This window comes from Alteromonas sp. D210916BOD_24, from assembly GCF_047159385.1.
In the GTDB taxonomy this organism is placed as follows: domain Bacteria; phylum Pseudomonadota; class Gammaproteobacteria; order Enterobacterales; family Alteromonadaceae; genus Alteromonas.
Window position 1 is genome coordinate 2,365,410 of record NZ_AP038333.1, and the last position, 14,656, is coordinate 2,380,065.

Genomic DNA, 14,656 nt, shown 5'->3' on the forward strand with positions numbered 1-14,656 from the left:
TTGGTATAGCATCGAGGTTTAATGGAACCTCACCAAATTTAATTTATCTGACCTGACGTGCAGTCTATCCTAATTTTAAGGATAGCCCGTTTACTGTGCTTCAGGCAGGCTTAAGATGTGCGACTGTAAGGGCAACTGGTTAACAACATACATTGATTAAAAGCGAGTTTTAAATGATTGTGCGTGTTCTTGATAAAGTAGTGTTTGCCGTTTTATTTATCATAGCGCTACAGGTGCCGATATTGGCCGATCATTACCGTCAGTACTTAAACGGTTACTACGATGCCCTTCGTGATGAAATTACCAGCTCTACTGAAGTAGCCAAACAACATGGCTTTCCTTCTGTCGATGCCATGTTAGAGAGCTTAAAGCAAAACAGTGAGTCTGTAGTAAGAGAAAACGCAAATTTAAAAGCCGAACGATTTGCACAAATTACGACGCTTGAACTTGGCATGCGCAAATTAGAACATGGCCACTATTTCGAAAAGCTGGTGTTTATGGTATCGCCATCTCAATATGGTACGCTCAATCGGGTGATGAAAAATTTCAGCCCGTCGATCCCCCTCTCCCCTTCCTCTATCGTTTTTAGTCTGGTGACCGCGATATTATTGAATTTACTGATTTGGACACCGCACTTTTGCTATTGCCAAGTAAAAAAAAGTAAACAAAAGCCACCACGCTATAGTTACCGCTAACACCTTCTCACTTTGGGTTAACCCCTGCCCGAAGTTGAAACATAGTAATTTTAACGTCTAGTCTCATTGAAAATGTATAAACAGTATTTTTGGCATCGATACTGCAAAACCTATTAGGCAGGGTAATCTGCAACGTAAATTGAAAAGGTAATTGTTATTTAAACTTCTGCAAGCAGTTGGTTGAAAACCTTTGTAAAACAATGCTTTTTCAATAGTTAGCCGAAATAGGAGAAAGTATCATGCCTACAGATGCACAATTACTCATTGGGAAAGTGTTGCAAATAAAAGACAAAATTATTGCAAAACGCCATTGCATTCCAAGTGATCTTAAAGATGAATGGCGCACGCTAGATGAGCAGACGGCGTGTTTTGAAAGCACTGCGCTATACGGAAGCGCCGTTAAAGGTGAACAGTTAAACAAGCGCATTGCGTTTTCTGGGTCGGTGAAAGAACTGTCTCAACTGGTCTCTAAGCTTAATACCCTAAATCAAAAGATGAGCTTGAGAGATAGTACTTCTTTGCCACATTAGTGGGCCGGTATATTTGACCCACTAAAGCGTATCGGCGAAAAGGTACATTAGAGGTATACCCTGAAGCTACAATACTAGCCGCGACTCTTTTTTAAGAGCACCAGCGTTCTGACTTTCCGTGTACCGTAACTGGCCAGTCTCATAAAGTCTTCACGGGCGACGGGAATATGTTGATACTCAACAGGTTGCCCATCACTGGCATCAGGGTCGTGGAGATAGTAGCAATGCGGATCACAACCGGTAATCGCTACCCAATGCGGCACCTTTTTCTTGTCAAATGCATAGGTACTGATTAAGCAAAGTACTGCGCCACCCGCTTTGAGAGTCTGGTCTATCACTTCGATATGCCAGTCGGTAATATCCACCGAAATTCCCTTTCTTCGGGCCTCCAAAATGAATTGCGATTCCACGCTTTCTACAATGGCTTTCTTTTCAGGATCGCGTACGCCGTCGACAAACAACGGTACATCCTGATTAATGATGACCTTTGCACTGTAACCTTCATTAACTGCAGCAAGTGCCAACCCCACCGGATGACAGCCACCATGACCTGACATCATAAAAATGGTGGTTGCGGTACGCCACAAGGAAAGCTCTTTTTCCTGTGACATTTCGTAACGGCTATCTAACGCGCGCATGGCCATCATGAGCGCCGACGGTCCGCAGGTAAAATCCGTTGTTTGTTGATACCAGGGATACGCCTCAGCGTTCAGAGATTTACTGGGTACCAATACTTTTTGCATACGCAATGCGTCAGTATGATCGTCGTAATAATCGCTATACATTCCAAACTGACTAAACCCCAACTTGTTATACAGAGCAATTGCGCCAATATTGCTAACTGCCACTTCTAAGCGCATGAAGCGCTTTCCCCGCAAAAGTGCCCGCTCCCCCAAGCTGTTTATGAGCTTCTCGGCCACACCGAGCCCTCGTGCGTCAGGTAATACAGCTATAGAATAAAGACGGGTAAGTTGAGTCCCACGGCGCAAAAGAAGTAACCCATATCCCACCACTTGCATACCCGTTTCACCTTGCAAAGGTGCAGGTTGCGTGGCATTGAGTTCAACAGGCACCGTATTCAGTGCGCGCTCAGCAACGATCAGTTCAGCATGTTGTGCTTCACTATAAAATTTAAAACGCGATTTACTTAAGCGATCGGTGGTAAAACATGTTTTCTCAATATGCTGAAGCGCATCAAGATCATGCTTGGTCGCTACACGCAAAGTGATCATCGTCCCCGTTGCTCCAATCTGTCAGCAAATTCTTGCATGATGAGTTCATACAATTCTTTGCCCAAATATTTATCTTCTACACCCGAGTCGATACTTGGGTTGTCGTTTACTTCAATGACATACACAGCATTGCCAGCTTGCTTAATATCAACACCATATAGCCCATTGCCCACCACTTTGGCAGCTTTAACTGCCGCTTGAAGTACGGGTTTAGGCACTTCAAAGGTCGGCATGGTGGCAAAACCACCAGAAGAAAATCTATCGCCCTGATGATTGTAAATTTGCCAGTGGTTTCTCACCATAAAGTACTGACAGGCATAGATGGGTTTGCCCCCTAGTACGCCAATTCGCCAATCAAACTCGGTAAAAATATATTCTTGTACTAGCACCAATGCCGATTCCGCTAACATCTGTTCGAGACGTTGTTTTAAGGTTTCTTTGTTTTCTGCTTTGTGAACCCCGCGAGAAAACGAACTCTCAGGTAGCTTCAACACTAAAGGTAAACCAAAGTCAGCAATTAACTTGTCGCACACTTCATCGCTGGCACTAGACACAAACGTTGCTTTTGGTGCAGGCACTTTTTGATAAGCAAACGCATCTTGCAAAAAGACTTTATTACAGCAACGCAAAATAGATTGCGTATCGTCCATCACCACAATCCCTTCTCGTTCGGCAGCACGTGCCAAACGATAAGTATGATGGTCAATCGCTGTGGTTTCACGAATAAACAACGCGTCGTAATGCCCTAATTCTTCGTGAGACAAACGACTTACTACATCAGCGCGAAAACCGACCTTCTCAGCAGCTTTGACAAAGTTCTTAATGGCCTTGTCATCACTAGGTGGAGTGCTTTCTTCAGGGTTAACTAAAATAGCCATATCCCAGCGCGCTTTCTTACCCGCTTTACTTGCTCGCCACTGAATTTTGGTATGCGCTTCTAATTGCTCTATAAATCGAGCTTGTTGCTTTTCCGTCAATTCGTTAAAGGCCTTTGCATGAACACTTGCCACGCCTTCTACCGTTACTTTGTTCGGTGTCTTAGCAGACACTTTCGATTCTGTGACAATCGGTGTTAGTACGAGAATTGGACAAGGGTATTTTTCAAAGGCCTGACGCGCTAACCGTTTGAAGCGCTGATCTTTCACTTCGCCAAACAGTACTAATAGAGGCTCATCGTTGATAACTGCATTATCTTGTTGAACTGTAACCGAAAAAACCATGCGATCGATGCTTTTTTCTTCCGCCATTCGCAAGTCATTAATGGTGTTCACAGAAGGCAAAACCAGGTGACTTCTTGCTTGGGCAAGCAACGAGCAATAATAACCTTCGCTTAAATAGCGCGCAGTGTCACACAGGTTAATAACCCGTGTCTTCGGCTCGTTTAGCTTAGGAAACTCTGCAAGGTAATCTTGAAAGGTCAGCACGGTTAAAGATGTGTTACAAAAAGGGGTAACATCATCCGTAACAATCAGTGTATTGTGCATATGGCTCGCTTCTAGTTATTGTGCTTCGATAAACGAAGCATAGTCGGTTACAATTAGGTTGGTGTTTACGCGTTGCACACGCATCAACCAGCGCAGAGTTTACGCTTTACTGCGTCGTTGCATAGCATTATCAGCACGGCTTTTTTTCATCGTTATGACAACGAAAAGTTATGCTAATTTAATCAGCGTCTTAAGCACTTTTAGCCAATAATAATAAGCCACAGTTTTAGTTAAGGAGTGAATATGTTACTGGCCAGCCTGGCAATATTAATTGGATTACCTGCCCTGTTGTGGAGTGCGGGTAAATTCGTGGGTGGTGCAGCTTCGGTTGCCAATCACTTCGGGGTCTCCCCCTTGCTTATTGGTATGTTAATTATTGGCTTTGGCACATCGGCACCGGAAATAATTGTTTCAGTCTTTGCGGCAGTTCAAGGTAATTCGGGTATTGCACTGGGCAACGCCTATGGCTCTAACATTGCCAATATTTTACTTATATTAGGTCTTACAGCCCTAATTAGCCCTATTGCGGTAAAATCTGAAATCATTAAAAAAGAGCTTCCCGTATTGTTGGGCATTACCTTTTTCGCCGCCTGGCAAGTGCTGGATCAAGAAGTGTCAAAGGATGACGCATTTTCATTAATCGGTCTGTTTGTTCTGTTGGTTTCTTGGAGCATTTACTACGGCATGAAAGGCGACAGCGACGCCCTAGCCAGCGAATATAGCGAAGAAATCAATTCTCACGAAGGCACCGTAAAAACTCATGTAATATGGCTGATTGCGGGACTATTATTACTGATTGCCAGCTCGCGAATGTTGGTGTGGGGTGCCGTAGAAGTGGCCACATTTTTTGGTGTCAGCGACACTATTATTGGATTGACGATCATCGCGGTAGGTACATCTTTACCTGAACTGGCATCTTCTCTTATAGCAGTTAAAAAAGGTGAGCACGATTTAGCCATCGGTAACGTCATCGGCTCAAATATGTTTAATACCCTAGCCGTTGTGGGTATCGCCGGGACAATTCAGCCCATGACAGTGTCTGCAGATTTTCTCTACCGCGATGTGGCTGTTATGCTTGCCTCTACGATTGCCTTATTTGTCTTTTGTATTGGCATAAAACGACAAGGACGGCTTAACCGACTAGAAGGTGGGTTATTTCTACTGGCCTATGCTATATACACCTACATGTTAATCAAGGTGGCGTTTATCTAGCAGGTACTGCACATTAGGGCGATGTCTGTTAACAATAAAGGCTATTTAGAATTAATCGGGAAACAACCCCAATGTAGTGGCTACAGTGACTAAACTGATAGCCACTATTGCCAGTAACACAAATAAATTAACCCCAAATTTGTCCTTTTGACGGCGATTTCGGCGTGCTCGCATTAGCATGCTAACGAGACTCAGCACTAAACACGCCAATAACATAAAGGTCATTGCGCTCACATAATCTTCAGACCAGCTAGTATCCCCCTTTATTCCCCAATAGGCTTGCACACCACTGATAAAATCTGGCCTGGCGTAATGAAATAAAATGAGGGCGACGACTAACCCAACCCATGCGGCGACATTCAGCACCAGCATCACTTTGTAAAATGTCGTTTGGGAGCGGGGCGTTGAACGTCGCTCCGCTAACTTCTCATAAGTATTTATTTCACCGCTCGTTGACGCATCTTGATGATTACACTGCTCTGATGTAGGCAATGGGTTCTCCTTTACCGATGATGTGGAATTTTTATTTCCCATTTGTCACTCTGTTTTCTGGCATCCCGCTTACGGTTGAGTATACTAGGGCCTGTTTATCCATGGTGTACAGCAAAGTTCAGCAGGCTCAAGCGTCTCATTGGGTAGTTTGACACCACCGTAACATGATACTTAGCATAAATACGCTTCAACGCGATGCTCAGTTCATGATATTTTTGGATCCTAAAATCCAAAACCATTGACCACAATGGTGAAATTTAGTGCATTTAGCGCATTGTTATTGAATATGAGTCAATAACGAGCAACAACACAAGTTTAGTAAGACGGAGAAATTAACATGACGCATGCGCCCGTAGTTGACGTACTTAAGGGTAAGTACGCCGTTGGCGAATCGGTAACTGTAAAAGGTTGGGTAAGAACACGCCGAGATTCTAAAGCAGGGTTATCATTTATTGCACTACACGACGGTAGTTGCTTTGATCCTGTTCAAGTTATTGCGCTCAATTCTCTGTCTAATTACGCTGACATTCAGCGCCTTACCGCGGGCTGTTCGCTAGCAGTAACAGGTACAGTGAAAGAGTCTCAAGGCCAAGGTCAAGCAGTAGAAATTGACGCTACTGATGTGGACGTGTTGGGCTGGGTAGAAAACCCAGATACGTATCCGATGGCCGCAAAGCGCCACAGTATCGAATATCTGCGTGAATACGCGCACCTTCGCCCTCGTACTAACGTGATTGGCGCTGTTACGCGTGTGCGCAACTGTCTATCTCAGGCCATTCACCGCTTCTTTCATGAAAAAGGCTACTTTTGGATCTCTACGCCTATTTTGACGGCAAGTGATACCGAAGGAGCCGGTGAAATGTTTCGCGTATCCACCTTGGATATGATGAACATTCCTCGAGATGACAAAGGCAACGTCGATTACTCTGAAGATTTCTTTGGGAAAGAAACTTATCTGACAGTATCAGGTCAGCTGAACGTAGAAACTTACTGCACAGCCATGTCTAAAGTTTATACCTTCGGCCCGACTTTCCGCGCAGAGAATTCCAACACTTCACGTCACTTAGCTGAGTTCTGGATGATAGAGCCTGAAGTGGCATTCGCAGAGTTGAAAGACGTGGCGCAACTGGCTGAAGATATGCTCAAGTATGTCTGTAAAGCGGTATTGGAAGAGTTACCCGACGATATGGCTTTCTTTGCACAGCGCATCAAAAAAGATGCCATTGAACGCCTAGAGAAGCTGGTCAGCTCTGATTTCGTGCGCATGGATTACACAGACGCTATTGCGATCCTACAAAACTGCGGCAAAGAGTTTGAGTTCCCTGTTGAGTGGGGCATTGACCTGTCTTCAGAACACGAGCGTTACTTAGCAGAAGAACACGTAGGTGCGCCTATCATTATGCAAAACTACCCGAAAGACATTAAGGCCTTTTATATGCGTATTAATGACGACGGTAAAACCGTTGCTGCAATGGATATACTGGCACCGGGTATTGGTGAAATCATTGGTGGTTCACAGCGTGAAGAACGTCTTGATGTATTCGATACACGTCTGGAAGAAATGGGACTATCGAAAGAAGATTACGCTTGGTATCGCGACCTACGCCGTTACGGCACCGTGCCTCACTCAGGTTTCGGCTTAGGGTTTGAACGACTTGTCGCCTATGTAACGGGTATGCAAAACGTGCGTGATGTTATTCCGTTCCCCCGCACTCCGGGTAACGCCAGCTTCTAAAGTGCAAGCGTTAGTGAAAATAGTCACTTAACACATTAAAGCTCGCCCAGTGGCGAGCTTTTTTTCAAAGTACCAGGTAATCGCCCTTCATCCTAACGGGCATGTGTCTGTCACTACTTAACAGCGGTTTGGGTATTGCCTATACCCGGAGAGCGACAGGCTAACACTTCATATTGATAGCCTATTTCATTGTCCTCAGATTGTGTACGTGTAATTTGCAGTATTTCATAGTCATTTAATTCAATGACCCTACTGTCGTCGCTATGCGCACAGCGGGAGCGAGAATCAGACTCGAATTCGTAGATAAACTCAGCCAGTAATCGACGTTGAGAGCGTTTAAATGCTTTATTCTTGGCTTTTGCTTCTTCCCACAATAACAAGACATCCTCTTCTATGTCTGGCTGGTCTTTGTTAATGTCATCAATAACCGTTTTTACCGACGTTGTCGGCGTATCTACACCTGCATCATCTTCTGTAAGCGAGTCACTCCCTTCCACCTGTACCGAAGAGGATGACGGTATCGGGGTGCTGGCCTCCTTCTCGTAGGTGACTGACACAATGTCTTCACTCACGCCGTTATTGTATGCCCCCATTAATCCCGCCTGCGCGGCTAAAAGAATTAACTCAAACAGCAACGCCAATGTCCAAATATAACGCACTAATGCAGTAGTGAAGACAAACCGGTAATCAGGTGCATGCCAAAACCGTCTAACCCCAATAGGTTTGAGTACCAGCAGCGCCAGTAAATACAAAGGCGTTAACAATGTGACAACTACTAAGGCTATTATCGACGTAAGAAAAAACCATGTTGGCATCATTAAAATAAGTGCAAAATTATGGCTGTATGGTAAGGCATTTGCCGACACACCTACGACATCATTAACCATACCGCTTGCTGATGCTAAGGCAAAATTAGCGATGACCGCGTAGATAAACAAAATTGCCGCTTTACCGGGAAGGCTATGCCAAACCAACATAAAGCGAGGCCACACCTCGTTGGTTAATCCAGCCAACACAAAACTGTACATGACAACATCGAAAATTGTGCTGTTAATATCGAAATAAAACCACACTAGCAGCATACTGGTAGCCACCAGATAGCAGCGTTGTGCAAAGGTTAAACTTCGCCAAAGGCGCACAGCACCAATACTTCGCTTCGCCATAAAACGACGACCGTGTTTCCTACCTGCTAAATATATGTTGTGAATACCGTAGATCTTTTCCATGAATTTCGTCATCTTTTGTTATTGTTATTCGCGCGGCCTGACTTCCCGATGAGCTTGGTATACGCTATGCTGAAGCAACAACGTGTTGTTCTAATGAAAATCAACAGGTTATACATTTTGATATTACACCCAGACCCCGTGGCATACTAACTTTTATGACACAAGCCAACAACTTAACTCTGATATGTGAACAATGCCATACTCAGGTTAACATCCCTCCCCTCTCTCATCGGCAACGCGCAGTGTGTCCGGTATGTCATCATACATTGATTTCGTACCGCAATAACGCCTGTGAGAAACTGCTAGCTTACTCATTTTCGGCGATCATTTTCCTTTTGCTGTCTTTGCCTTTCAACTTTCTAACATTCAAAGCCAGCGGACAAAAACACAGTATTGATTTACCTACTGGCGTCACAGTGCTACTTGAGCAAGATTACCTGTCACTGGCGATCATCACGAGTCTTGCCACCGTCTTGTTACCAGGCATGGTACTTATCGGTATATTGCTGCTGTCGTTGGCCCAAATAAAACAGCAACGTCCCTTTTACCTCCCGCGCTTGTTCAGGGTAGTTAAGGCTCTACTTCCCTGGAGTATGGCGGAGATTTTTCTAGTGGGAACCATAGTCAGTCTGATCAAAATAACCGAATTAGCAGACGTTACCATTGGTATGTCTTTTTATGCCTTTATTGGGTTTTCAGCTTTTACAGCTTTATGTGTTAGCCAATTCGATACCACTCGCTATGCCATATGGTTACAGCAAGGAATGCCGCCTAAACCCAAGCCCCTAACCGAGTCACAGGCCAGTGAAAGCATTCAACGCACATGGGCGCTGCTATTTACAGCGTGTATTTTATATATACCTGCCAATACGTTACCGATTATGTATACTGAACTTTTCGGGCAGGAAACGCCTAATACTATTATTGGTGGTGTTGTTGCTTTATGGGAGTCTGGCTCATACCCCGTTGCCCTCATTATTTTAGTTGCCAGCGTTGTCGTTCCAGTAACTAAAATAGGTATCCTCGCATGGCTAAATTTTTCTGTGCAGCGAGAAAAAACCAGCTCTCAACAGCTAAGAATAAAATACTATCGCCTAACTGAAGCAATTGGCCGCTGGTCGATGATTGATGTATTTGTAGTGGCAGTGTTGGTATCGCTAATTCAAATGGGTAATACCATGGCCATTTATCCAGGCCAAGCAGCACTTGCGTTCTGCGCCGTCGTATTTGTAACAATGATAGCTGCAATGACGTTTGATTCTCGTCTTATTTGGCAGCGGTGGAAAAGATTACCATGACCGAAGATGTTCAGGTTAACGAAGCACAAGTGAAACCTACCTCGTCTATATCCAGAATATGGATCATTCCTATCCTCGTGCTCATTCTCGGCGGCTGGATGGTCTATTATCAATGGAAAAATCAAGGTCCCCTTATTACCATAGAGTTACACTCTGCCACCGGCATTGAAGTGAACAAAACGCCCATCAAAGTCCGTGATTTGGATGTAGGGCAAGTCAAAAAGATTACATTGAAGCCGGATTTGGACGGCGTGTTGGTCAGCGCACGAATTGATGCCAGTGCAGCACATTTACTCAATGAAAATGCTAAGTTCTGGGTCGTTGCACCTCGCATTAGCTTTTCTGAAGTGTCTGGGCTCAATACGTTATTATCCGGCAGTTACATCGCCATGTCAGCCAATGACAAGGGTAAGGAAAAGCTACATTTTAAAGCTTTGGAACGGCCACCGGTGACCCCACCTGGTACACCTGGCCTGCACGTAATTTTGCGAAGTGACGATGAGTTTGCCTACAAACCTGGTGATCCCATTATTTATAAAGGCTTTAAAGTGGGTGAGTTTGAGGATGCCTCGTTTGATATTGAAGAACGTGTGGTGTATTACGATGCCTTTATTGAAGCGCCTTATCACAAACTGATAACTCAAAACACGCGGTTCTGGGATGTCAGTGGCGTTAAATTATTGCTTGAATCCAGTGGACTTAGTGTACAGACGGGCAGTTTAGAAACCTTGCTTGCCAATGGCGTCACTTTTGGCATTCCCGAAGGCGTGCCCAAAGGTGAGCAAGTACTGGACAACGCCTTTTTTACCGTACACAAAGACAGTGCAGCGGCATCAGATGCCAGATTTAAAGTTGCTGCAGAATACCTGTTGTTAATTGACGAGAGTGTTCGAGGCTTAACGGTGGGCGCCCCAGTGGAATACCGCGGCATTGAAATTGGTAATGTTATTGCTATCAACTCCTTTCCTGCGGTAGAAGGTAACATTTTGCAGCGCGACTACCCCATCCCCGTGTTAATCAATATCTACCCGGGTAAAGCAAGGCAACCCGATACCGAAGATGGGCTAAAAGCAATAAAACAAACCATCCGAAATTGGCTATCCAGAGACCTTCGCGCATCGTTAAGAATGGGTAATGTGTTAACTGGCGGGCTTTATGTGGATCTTCAACATTTCCCCGATGAAGAAAGTAACTCACCAATAGAAGTCATCAACGGATACGAAGTGATCCCCACGGTGAGCAACGAGTTCACCCAACTCACTCAGAAAGCCGATGCTATTTTAGACAAAATTAACCAGCTGCCATTAAAGGAAATGGTAGAGAATGTTCAATCAGCAGTCAGTGATATGAAAAAGGCGGCGCTATCGGTTGAGACAGCCAGTGACGACTTTGATTTGCTCATTGGCGACATTGATGCAAAGGCACTGAACAACAACTTAAACCAAGTGCTGATAAGTTTAGACAGCTTACTGAAGAATTACAGCGAAGGGGGCCTCAATCAGTCAGAGATTAAAGAGACGGTCGATGCACTGCAAGATACATTGCGCAATATACAACCCTTACTACTTAAGTTAAATCAGGCGCCTAACAGTTTAATTTTTTCATCGTCGAGTTCGTCTGACATTCAGCCCAAAGCAAAACGTAATTAACGAATATTCAGCTGAGAAAGCATATAAATTAAGTAAAAAGGAAACGTATAATGATATTGCAATGGCATTCTAAACATTTCATATCCAAATCGTTATTCGGTAGTAATATATTACCCCTATTCGTTGCACTATTTATTACAGGGTGCAGTGGTACTTCAGCGCCATTAACTTATTACCTTTTGCACCCCACCAACAAGCTACCAACTCATGCATCAATAAAAAATAGCGATGCACAGCCTTTATCAGCACAAGTCGTTACATTAGATAAAATATTATTGCCTGAATATTTAAAACACCGGGGGCTAGTCTATCAAACTAGCGATACTAATCTGCACATTTCTACCAGCCACCTTTGGGGGGAAAGCATAGAAGAAGGCATAGCCAAAACACTCAAGCAATCCCTTGCTGAAAGCGGGATACAATTAGTGCAACATGACGTCTTTAACGAAGAAAGCACTGTACATTTGTCACTCTATATCAGCGATTTTATTACAACATACTCCGGCGACATCTATTTGTCTGGGGAATACACCTTTACCTCTGAAAAAGATGCACCTAAATACAGGGCTTTTGCTTTACAAATCCCGTTAACTCAGGATGGTTTCGCCGCCAGCGTTAAAGCAAAAAGAGAAGTATTAAAGCAATTAGCGTCAGACATAGCGCACAACGTTAAAAACGGTGCTTAAACAGCGGTAAATTATATGGTTGAATTAATAAAACAATATTTACACAGCGGTGTTCGCAGCCATTACAAAGACGAGACAAAGCGACGTATAGTGGTCGTTAATGTATTTGCTGCTTTTGGTATTACTTTAACGTTTGTCATGGGAGTAGGCGCGCTTTTTGACAGTGATTACGGCCGTTCTGCCATACTGTTATCAGCGTGTCTTAGCTTTATTTTTTCACAGCGATTACAGGTAAAATATAAAACAGCGCGAGCACATACCCTATCAATTACACTACTACTTATCTGCCTCATGGTATTGTCGTGGATTTTGATGGTCACAGGTGGAAAGGATAATACAGGACCGCTTTGGATGTATATTGTCCCACCAGTTACCATGTTCTTCGCAGGTTTTACTCGTGGTTTAGCTGCGCTTATTGCTTACATTTGTGTGTGTGTACTGCTGCTTTTTGTTTTTGATGAAAGCTTGTTGGTTACGAGTTATCCACATAGTTTTAAAACACGTTTATTATTTTCATTTTTAACTGTTTCAGCGTTATCAGCCTTTTATGAATACAGCCGCCAAAAGAGTTACGATACTGCGAAATATCTTAGTGACCAATTCGAAAGCCAGGCAAAACACGACTATTTGACGCAGTTACTCAATAGACGCGGTGCCCAACAGTTTTTAGAAAGGGAGTACGCACGATTAGAGCGTAAAGATGGAGCTTTCACTGTCGCAATTGCAGATATTGACCGATTCAAGAATATTAACGATACATTAGGTCACGAACACGGGGATGAAGTGTTAAAGCAAGTTTCTAAAACCTTTACTTCCAGGCTGCGAAAACAAGATGTTTTGGCCAGATGGGGGGGGGAAGAATTTATCTTTATTTTTCCTGACACTGATGAAGCAAATGCAGTAACGGCGTTAAAACAAATTAAGCATATGTTGAACCAATCCCCACTCAACATTCATGATGTTGAATTAACTGTATCAAGTAGCTTCGGCGTGTGTGAAGTAACAAATGACAAAACGCTAACACAGGCGATTCAACTTGCTGATCAAGCTTTATACCATGCGAAAAAAACGGGTCGGGACAAAATTTGTACTGTTAAGGACTTAAGTTAATTTATTAATCATTATATGTGTTTGATATAAAGATATCCTAACAACACTCCTTTACACAAAATTGACTCATCTTTCGTTACAATTAGTCTGTATAACTGAAACACTTTAGCGGTACACTATAAGCAGTTTTTGCACTTAAAGTAGATTTAGCTATGAAATGGATGAAGTTTGCATTGCCTATCGGGGTGTTAGTTGTCGGCTATTTAGGTATGAAGGGAATTGAAGCATCAGCCTCAGACTCTGCTATTAATGAAGAAGTCGATACCCGTCCCACGGTCACGATAGAAGCCTTAACGCCCGAAGATGTGCGTGTTGAGTTAACTTCTTACGGCGAAATTAAACCTCTGGAAACCACTAACCTAGCGGCTCAGGTTTCAGGTGAAGTAGAGCGTTGGAATGCAAAGTTTGTCAGTGGTGGTTTGGTGCGTCGCGGCGAAGTACTTTTCGAAATAGAAGCCGACGCATATGAAGCAGCCCTGCTGCTAGCAGAAGCTAATTTAGCCAGTGCCCAGGCGCAACTTATTCAAGAGCAAGCACAGGCGGATGTAGCCGCAAAAGAAGCCAAAACAATGCCAGATGCCAGAGTGACTGACCTCTATCTTCGCAAGCCTCAGGTAATGAGTGCTCAGGCGGGAGTGAAATCAGCTCAGGCCCAGCTAAAAATAGCCCAACGGGACTTAGAAAATTGTAAAGTCAAAGCGCCTTATGATGCGCTTATTGTATCGCGTGATATCAGCACTGGCGACTACGTTACCCAAGGCTCTGCAGTGGCGGTGCTCAACAACATAGAGTATGCCGAAGTGACCTTCCCAATAGCGGGTTTTGACAAGGTTTTTCTATCAGATAAGACCATTGGCAGTGAAATTACAATCGAAGTTGACGACATTCTTGGCTCGCAAGTAAAAGGTATTATTCACCGCGATACCGGTGTAATCGATAACAACACACGCATGAGCTATTTTGTGGCAAGAATCGAAGACCCTTACGCCATTCATTCTCACAAGCCCGTGGTGAAATTTGGATCGTACAGCACTGTTTCTTTTGAAGGGAAAACGTTAAGTGATGTGTACCGCGTCCCTCAGGAATTAGTAACCAATCGCCTGCTTTGGACATTGGACGACAATGACAAACTTAAATCCCAAAAGGTTACTGTCGTACGAGAGGAAAATGGCGACTTCCTCATACAGGGCGAGTTTAATCCCAATAAAGTGGTAATGAGTCTGCCTGAGTATCCTCAAAATGGCATGGCTGTTAAGGTGATAAAAACGACGTCTGAACTTGTGACAGCGAAAGCAAACTAAGGAGCT

At 43.9% G+C, this 14,656-nt stretch carries 13 protein-coding genes; 9 read left to right on the forward strand and 4 right to left on the reverse strand.

Annotated features, from left to right (window positions below; all coding sequences use genetic code 11):
- Nucleotides 1-173: 173 nt before the first annotated feature.
- Both ACMCM8_RS10340 and ACMCM8_RS10345 read left to right on the forward strand, forming a co-directional pair.
- Nucleotides 174-695, forward strand: coding sequence for a DUF2937 family protein (locus ACMCM8_RS10340; protein ID WP_412722552.1), 522 nt, complete (start codon nucleotides 174-176; stop codon nucleotides 693-695).
- Nucleotides 696-934: 239 nt separating this feature from the next.
- A complete protein-coding gene (locus ACMCM8_RS10345; protein ID WP_412722553.1) occupies nucleotides 935-1,225 on the forward strand; it encodes a hypothetical protein in 291 nt (96 codons plus the stop codon).
- A 74-nt stretch (nucleotides 1,226-1,299) separates the two neighbouring features.
- On the opposite strand, the gene ACMCM8_RS10350 is transcribed toward ACMCM8_RS10345, so the two are convergent.
- Entirely contained in the window at nucleotides 1,300-2,457 is a 1,158-nt protein-coding gene (locus ACMCM8_RS10350) for a GNAT family N-acetyltransferase/peptidase C39 family protein (RefSeq protein WP_412722554.1), read from the reverse strand.
- Nucleotides 2,454-3,941 carry a RimK family protein gene (locus ACMCM8_RS10355; protein ID WP_412722555.1) on the reverse strand — a complete coding sequence of 496 codons (1,488 nt, stop codon included), beginning with the start codon at nucleotides 3,939-3,941 and terminating at the stop codon, nucleotides 2,454-2,456. Before ACMCM8_RS10355 ends, ACMCM8_RS10350 begins: the two co-directional genes overlap by 4 nt.
- 243 nt (nucleotides 3,942-4,184) lie before the next feature.
- On the opposite strand from ACMCM8_RS10355, the gene ACMCM8_RS10360 reads away from it, so the two are divergent.
- Complete coding sequence (locus tag ACMCM8_RS10360) at nucleotides 4,185-5,153, forward strand: calcium/sodium antiporter (RefSeq protein WP_412722556.1); 969 nt, start codon at nucleotides 4,185-4,187, stop codon at nucleotides 5,151-5,153.
- A gap of 51 nt (nucleotides 5,154-5,204) precedes the next feature.
- Here ACMCM8_RS10360 and ACMCM8_RS10365 read toward each other — a convergent pair whose 3' ends face one another.
- Nucleotides 5,205-5,687, reverse strand: coding sequence for a hypothetical protein (locus ACMCM8_RS10365; protein WP_412722557.1), 483 nt, complete (start codon nucleotides 5,685-5,687; stop codon nucleotides 5,205-5,207).
- A 295-nt stretch (nucleotides 5,688-5,982) separates the two neighbouring features.
- On the opposite strand from ACMCM8_RS10365, the gene asnS reads away from it, so the two are divergent.
- A complete protein-coding gene (asnS, locus tag ACMCM8_RS10370; RefSeq protein WP_412722558.1) occupies nucleotides 5,983-7,380 on the forward strand; it encodes an asparagine--tRNA ligase in 1,398 nt (465 codons plus the stop codon).
- A gap of 113 nt (nucleotides 7,381-7,493) precedes the next feature.
- Here asnS and ACMCM8_RS10375 read toward each other — a convergent pair whose 3' ends face one another.
- On the reverse strand, nucleotides 7,494-8,606 hold the full coding sequence (locus tag ACMCM8_RS10375) for a hypothetical protein (protein WP_412722559.1): 1,113 nt from the start codon (nucleotides 8,604-8,606) through the stop codon (nucleotides 7,494-7,496).
- Nucleotides 8,607-8,761: 155 nt separating this feature from the next.
- Here ACMCM8_RS10375 and ACMCM8_RS10380 point away from each other — a divergent pair, with 155 nt between their 5' ends.
- The 5 genes from ACMCM8_RS10380 to ACMCM8_RS10400 all read left to right on the forward strand — a co-directional run bounded on the left by ACMCM8_RS10380 (nucleotide 8,762) and on the right by ACMCM8_RS10400 (nucleotide 14,650).
- Nucleotides 8,762-9,904, forward strand: a complete 1,143-nt coding sequence (locus ACMCM8_RS10380) for a paraquat-inducible protein A (RefSeq protein WP_412722560.1) — start codon at nucleotides 8,762-8,764, stop codon at nucleotides 9,902-9,904.
- Complete coding sequence (pqiB, locus tag ACMCM8_RS10385; RefSeq protein ID WP_412722561.1) at nucleotides 9,901-11,553, forward strand: intermembrane transport protein PqiB; 1,653 nt, start codon at nucleotides 9,901-9,903, stop codon at nucleotides 11,551-11,553. The genes ACMCM8_RS10380 and pqiB overlap by 4 nt, the downstream gene beginning before the upstream one ends.
- A 50-nt stretch (nucleotides 11,554-11,603) precedes the next feature.
- Nucleotides 11,604-12,239, forward strand: a complete 636-nt coding sequence (locus ACMCM8_RS10390) for a PqiC family protein (protein WP_412722562.1) — start codon at nucleotides 11,604-11,606, stop codon at nucleotides 12,237-12,239.
- Nucleotides 12,240-12,254: 15 nt separating this feature from the next.
- Nucleotides 12,255-13,349: a GGDEF domain-containing protein gene (locus ACMCM8_RS10395; RefSeq protein ID WP_412722563.1), complete on the forward strand. Its 1,095-nt coding sequence runs from the start codon at nucleotides 12,255-12,257 to the stop codon at nucleotides 13,347-13,349.
- Nucleotides 13,350-13,501: 152 nt separating this feature from the next.
- Nucleotides 13,502-14,650, forward strand: coding sequence for an efflux RND transporter periplasmic adaptor subunit (locus ACMCM8_RS10400; protein WP_412722564.1), 1,149 nt, complete (start codon nucleotides 13,502-13,504; stop codon nucleotides 14,648-14,650).
- Nucleotides 14,651-14,656: the final 6 nt, after the last annotated feature.

Bases quoted from the DNA above. Each gene is read 5' to 3' on its own strand.
- ACMCM8_RS10355 (WP_412722555.1), bottom strand. From the start codon at position 3,941: ATGCACAATACACTGATTGTTACGGATGATGTTACCCCTTTTTGTAAC.
- ACMCM8_RS10345 (WP_412722553.1), top strand. From the start codon at position 935: ATGCCTACAGATGCACAATTACTCATTGGGAAAGTGTTGCAAATAAAA.
- ACMCM8_RS10400 (WP_412722564.1), top strand. From the start codon at position 13,502: ATGAAATGGATGAAGTTTGCATTGCCTATCGGGGTGTTAGTTGTCGGC.
- ACMCM8_RS10350 (WP_412722554.1), bottom strand. From the start codon at position 2,457: ATGATCACTTTGCGTGTAGCGACCAAGCATGATCTTGATGCGCTTCAG.
- ACMCM8_RS10340 (WP_412722552.1), top strand. From the start codon at position 174: ATGATTGTGCGTGTTCTTGATAAAGTAGTGTTTGCCGTTTTATTTATC.
- ACMCM8_RS10380 (WP_412722560.1), top strand. From the start codon at position 8,762: ATGACACAAGCCAACAACTTAACTCTGATATGTGAACAATGCCATACT.
- pqiB (WP_412722561.1), top strand. From the start codon at position 9,901: ATGACCGAAGATGTTCAGGTTAACGAAGCACAAGTGAAACCTACCTCG.
- ACMCM8_RS10390 (WP_412722562.1), top strand. From the start codon at position 11,604: ATGATATTGCAATGGCATTCTAAACATTTCATATCCAAATCGTTATTC.
- ACMCM8_RS10395 (WP_412722563.1), top strand. From the start codon at position 12,255: ATGGTTGAATTAATAAAACAATATTTACACAGCGGTGTTCGCAGCCAT.
- ACMCM8_RS10375 (WP_412722559.1), bottom strand. From the start codon at position 8,606: ATGGAAAAGATCTACGGTATTCACAACATATATTTAGCAGGTAGGAAA.
- ACMCM8_RS10365 (WP_412722557.1), bottom strand. From the start codon at position 5,687: ATGGGAAATAAAAATTCCACATCATCGGTAAAGGAGAACCCATTGCCT.
- ACMCM8_RS10360 (WP_412722556.1), top strand. From the start codon at position 4,185: ATGTTACTGGCCAGCCTGGCAATATTAATTGGATTACCTGCCCTGTTG.
- asnS (WP_412722558.1), top strand. From the start codon at position 5,983: ATGACGCATGCGCCCGTAGTTGACGTACTTAAGGGTAAGTACGCCGTT.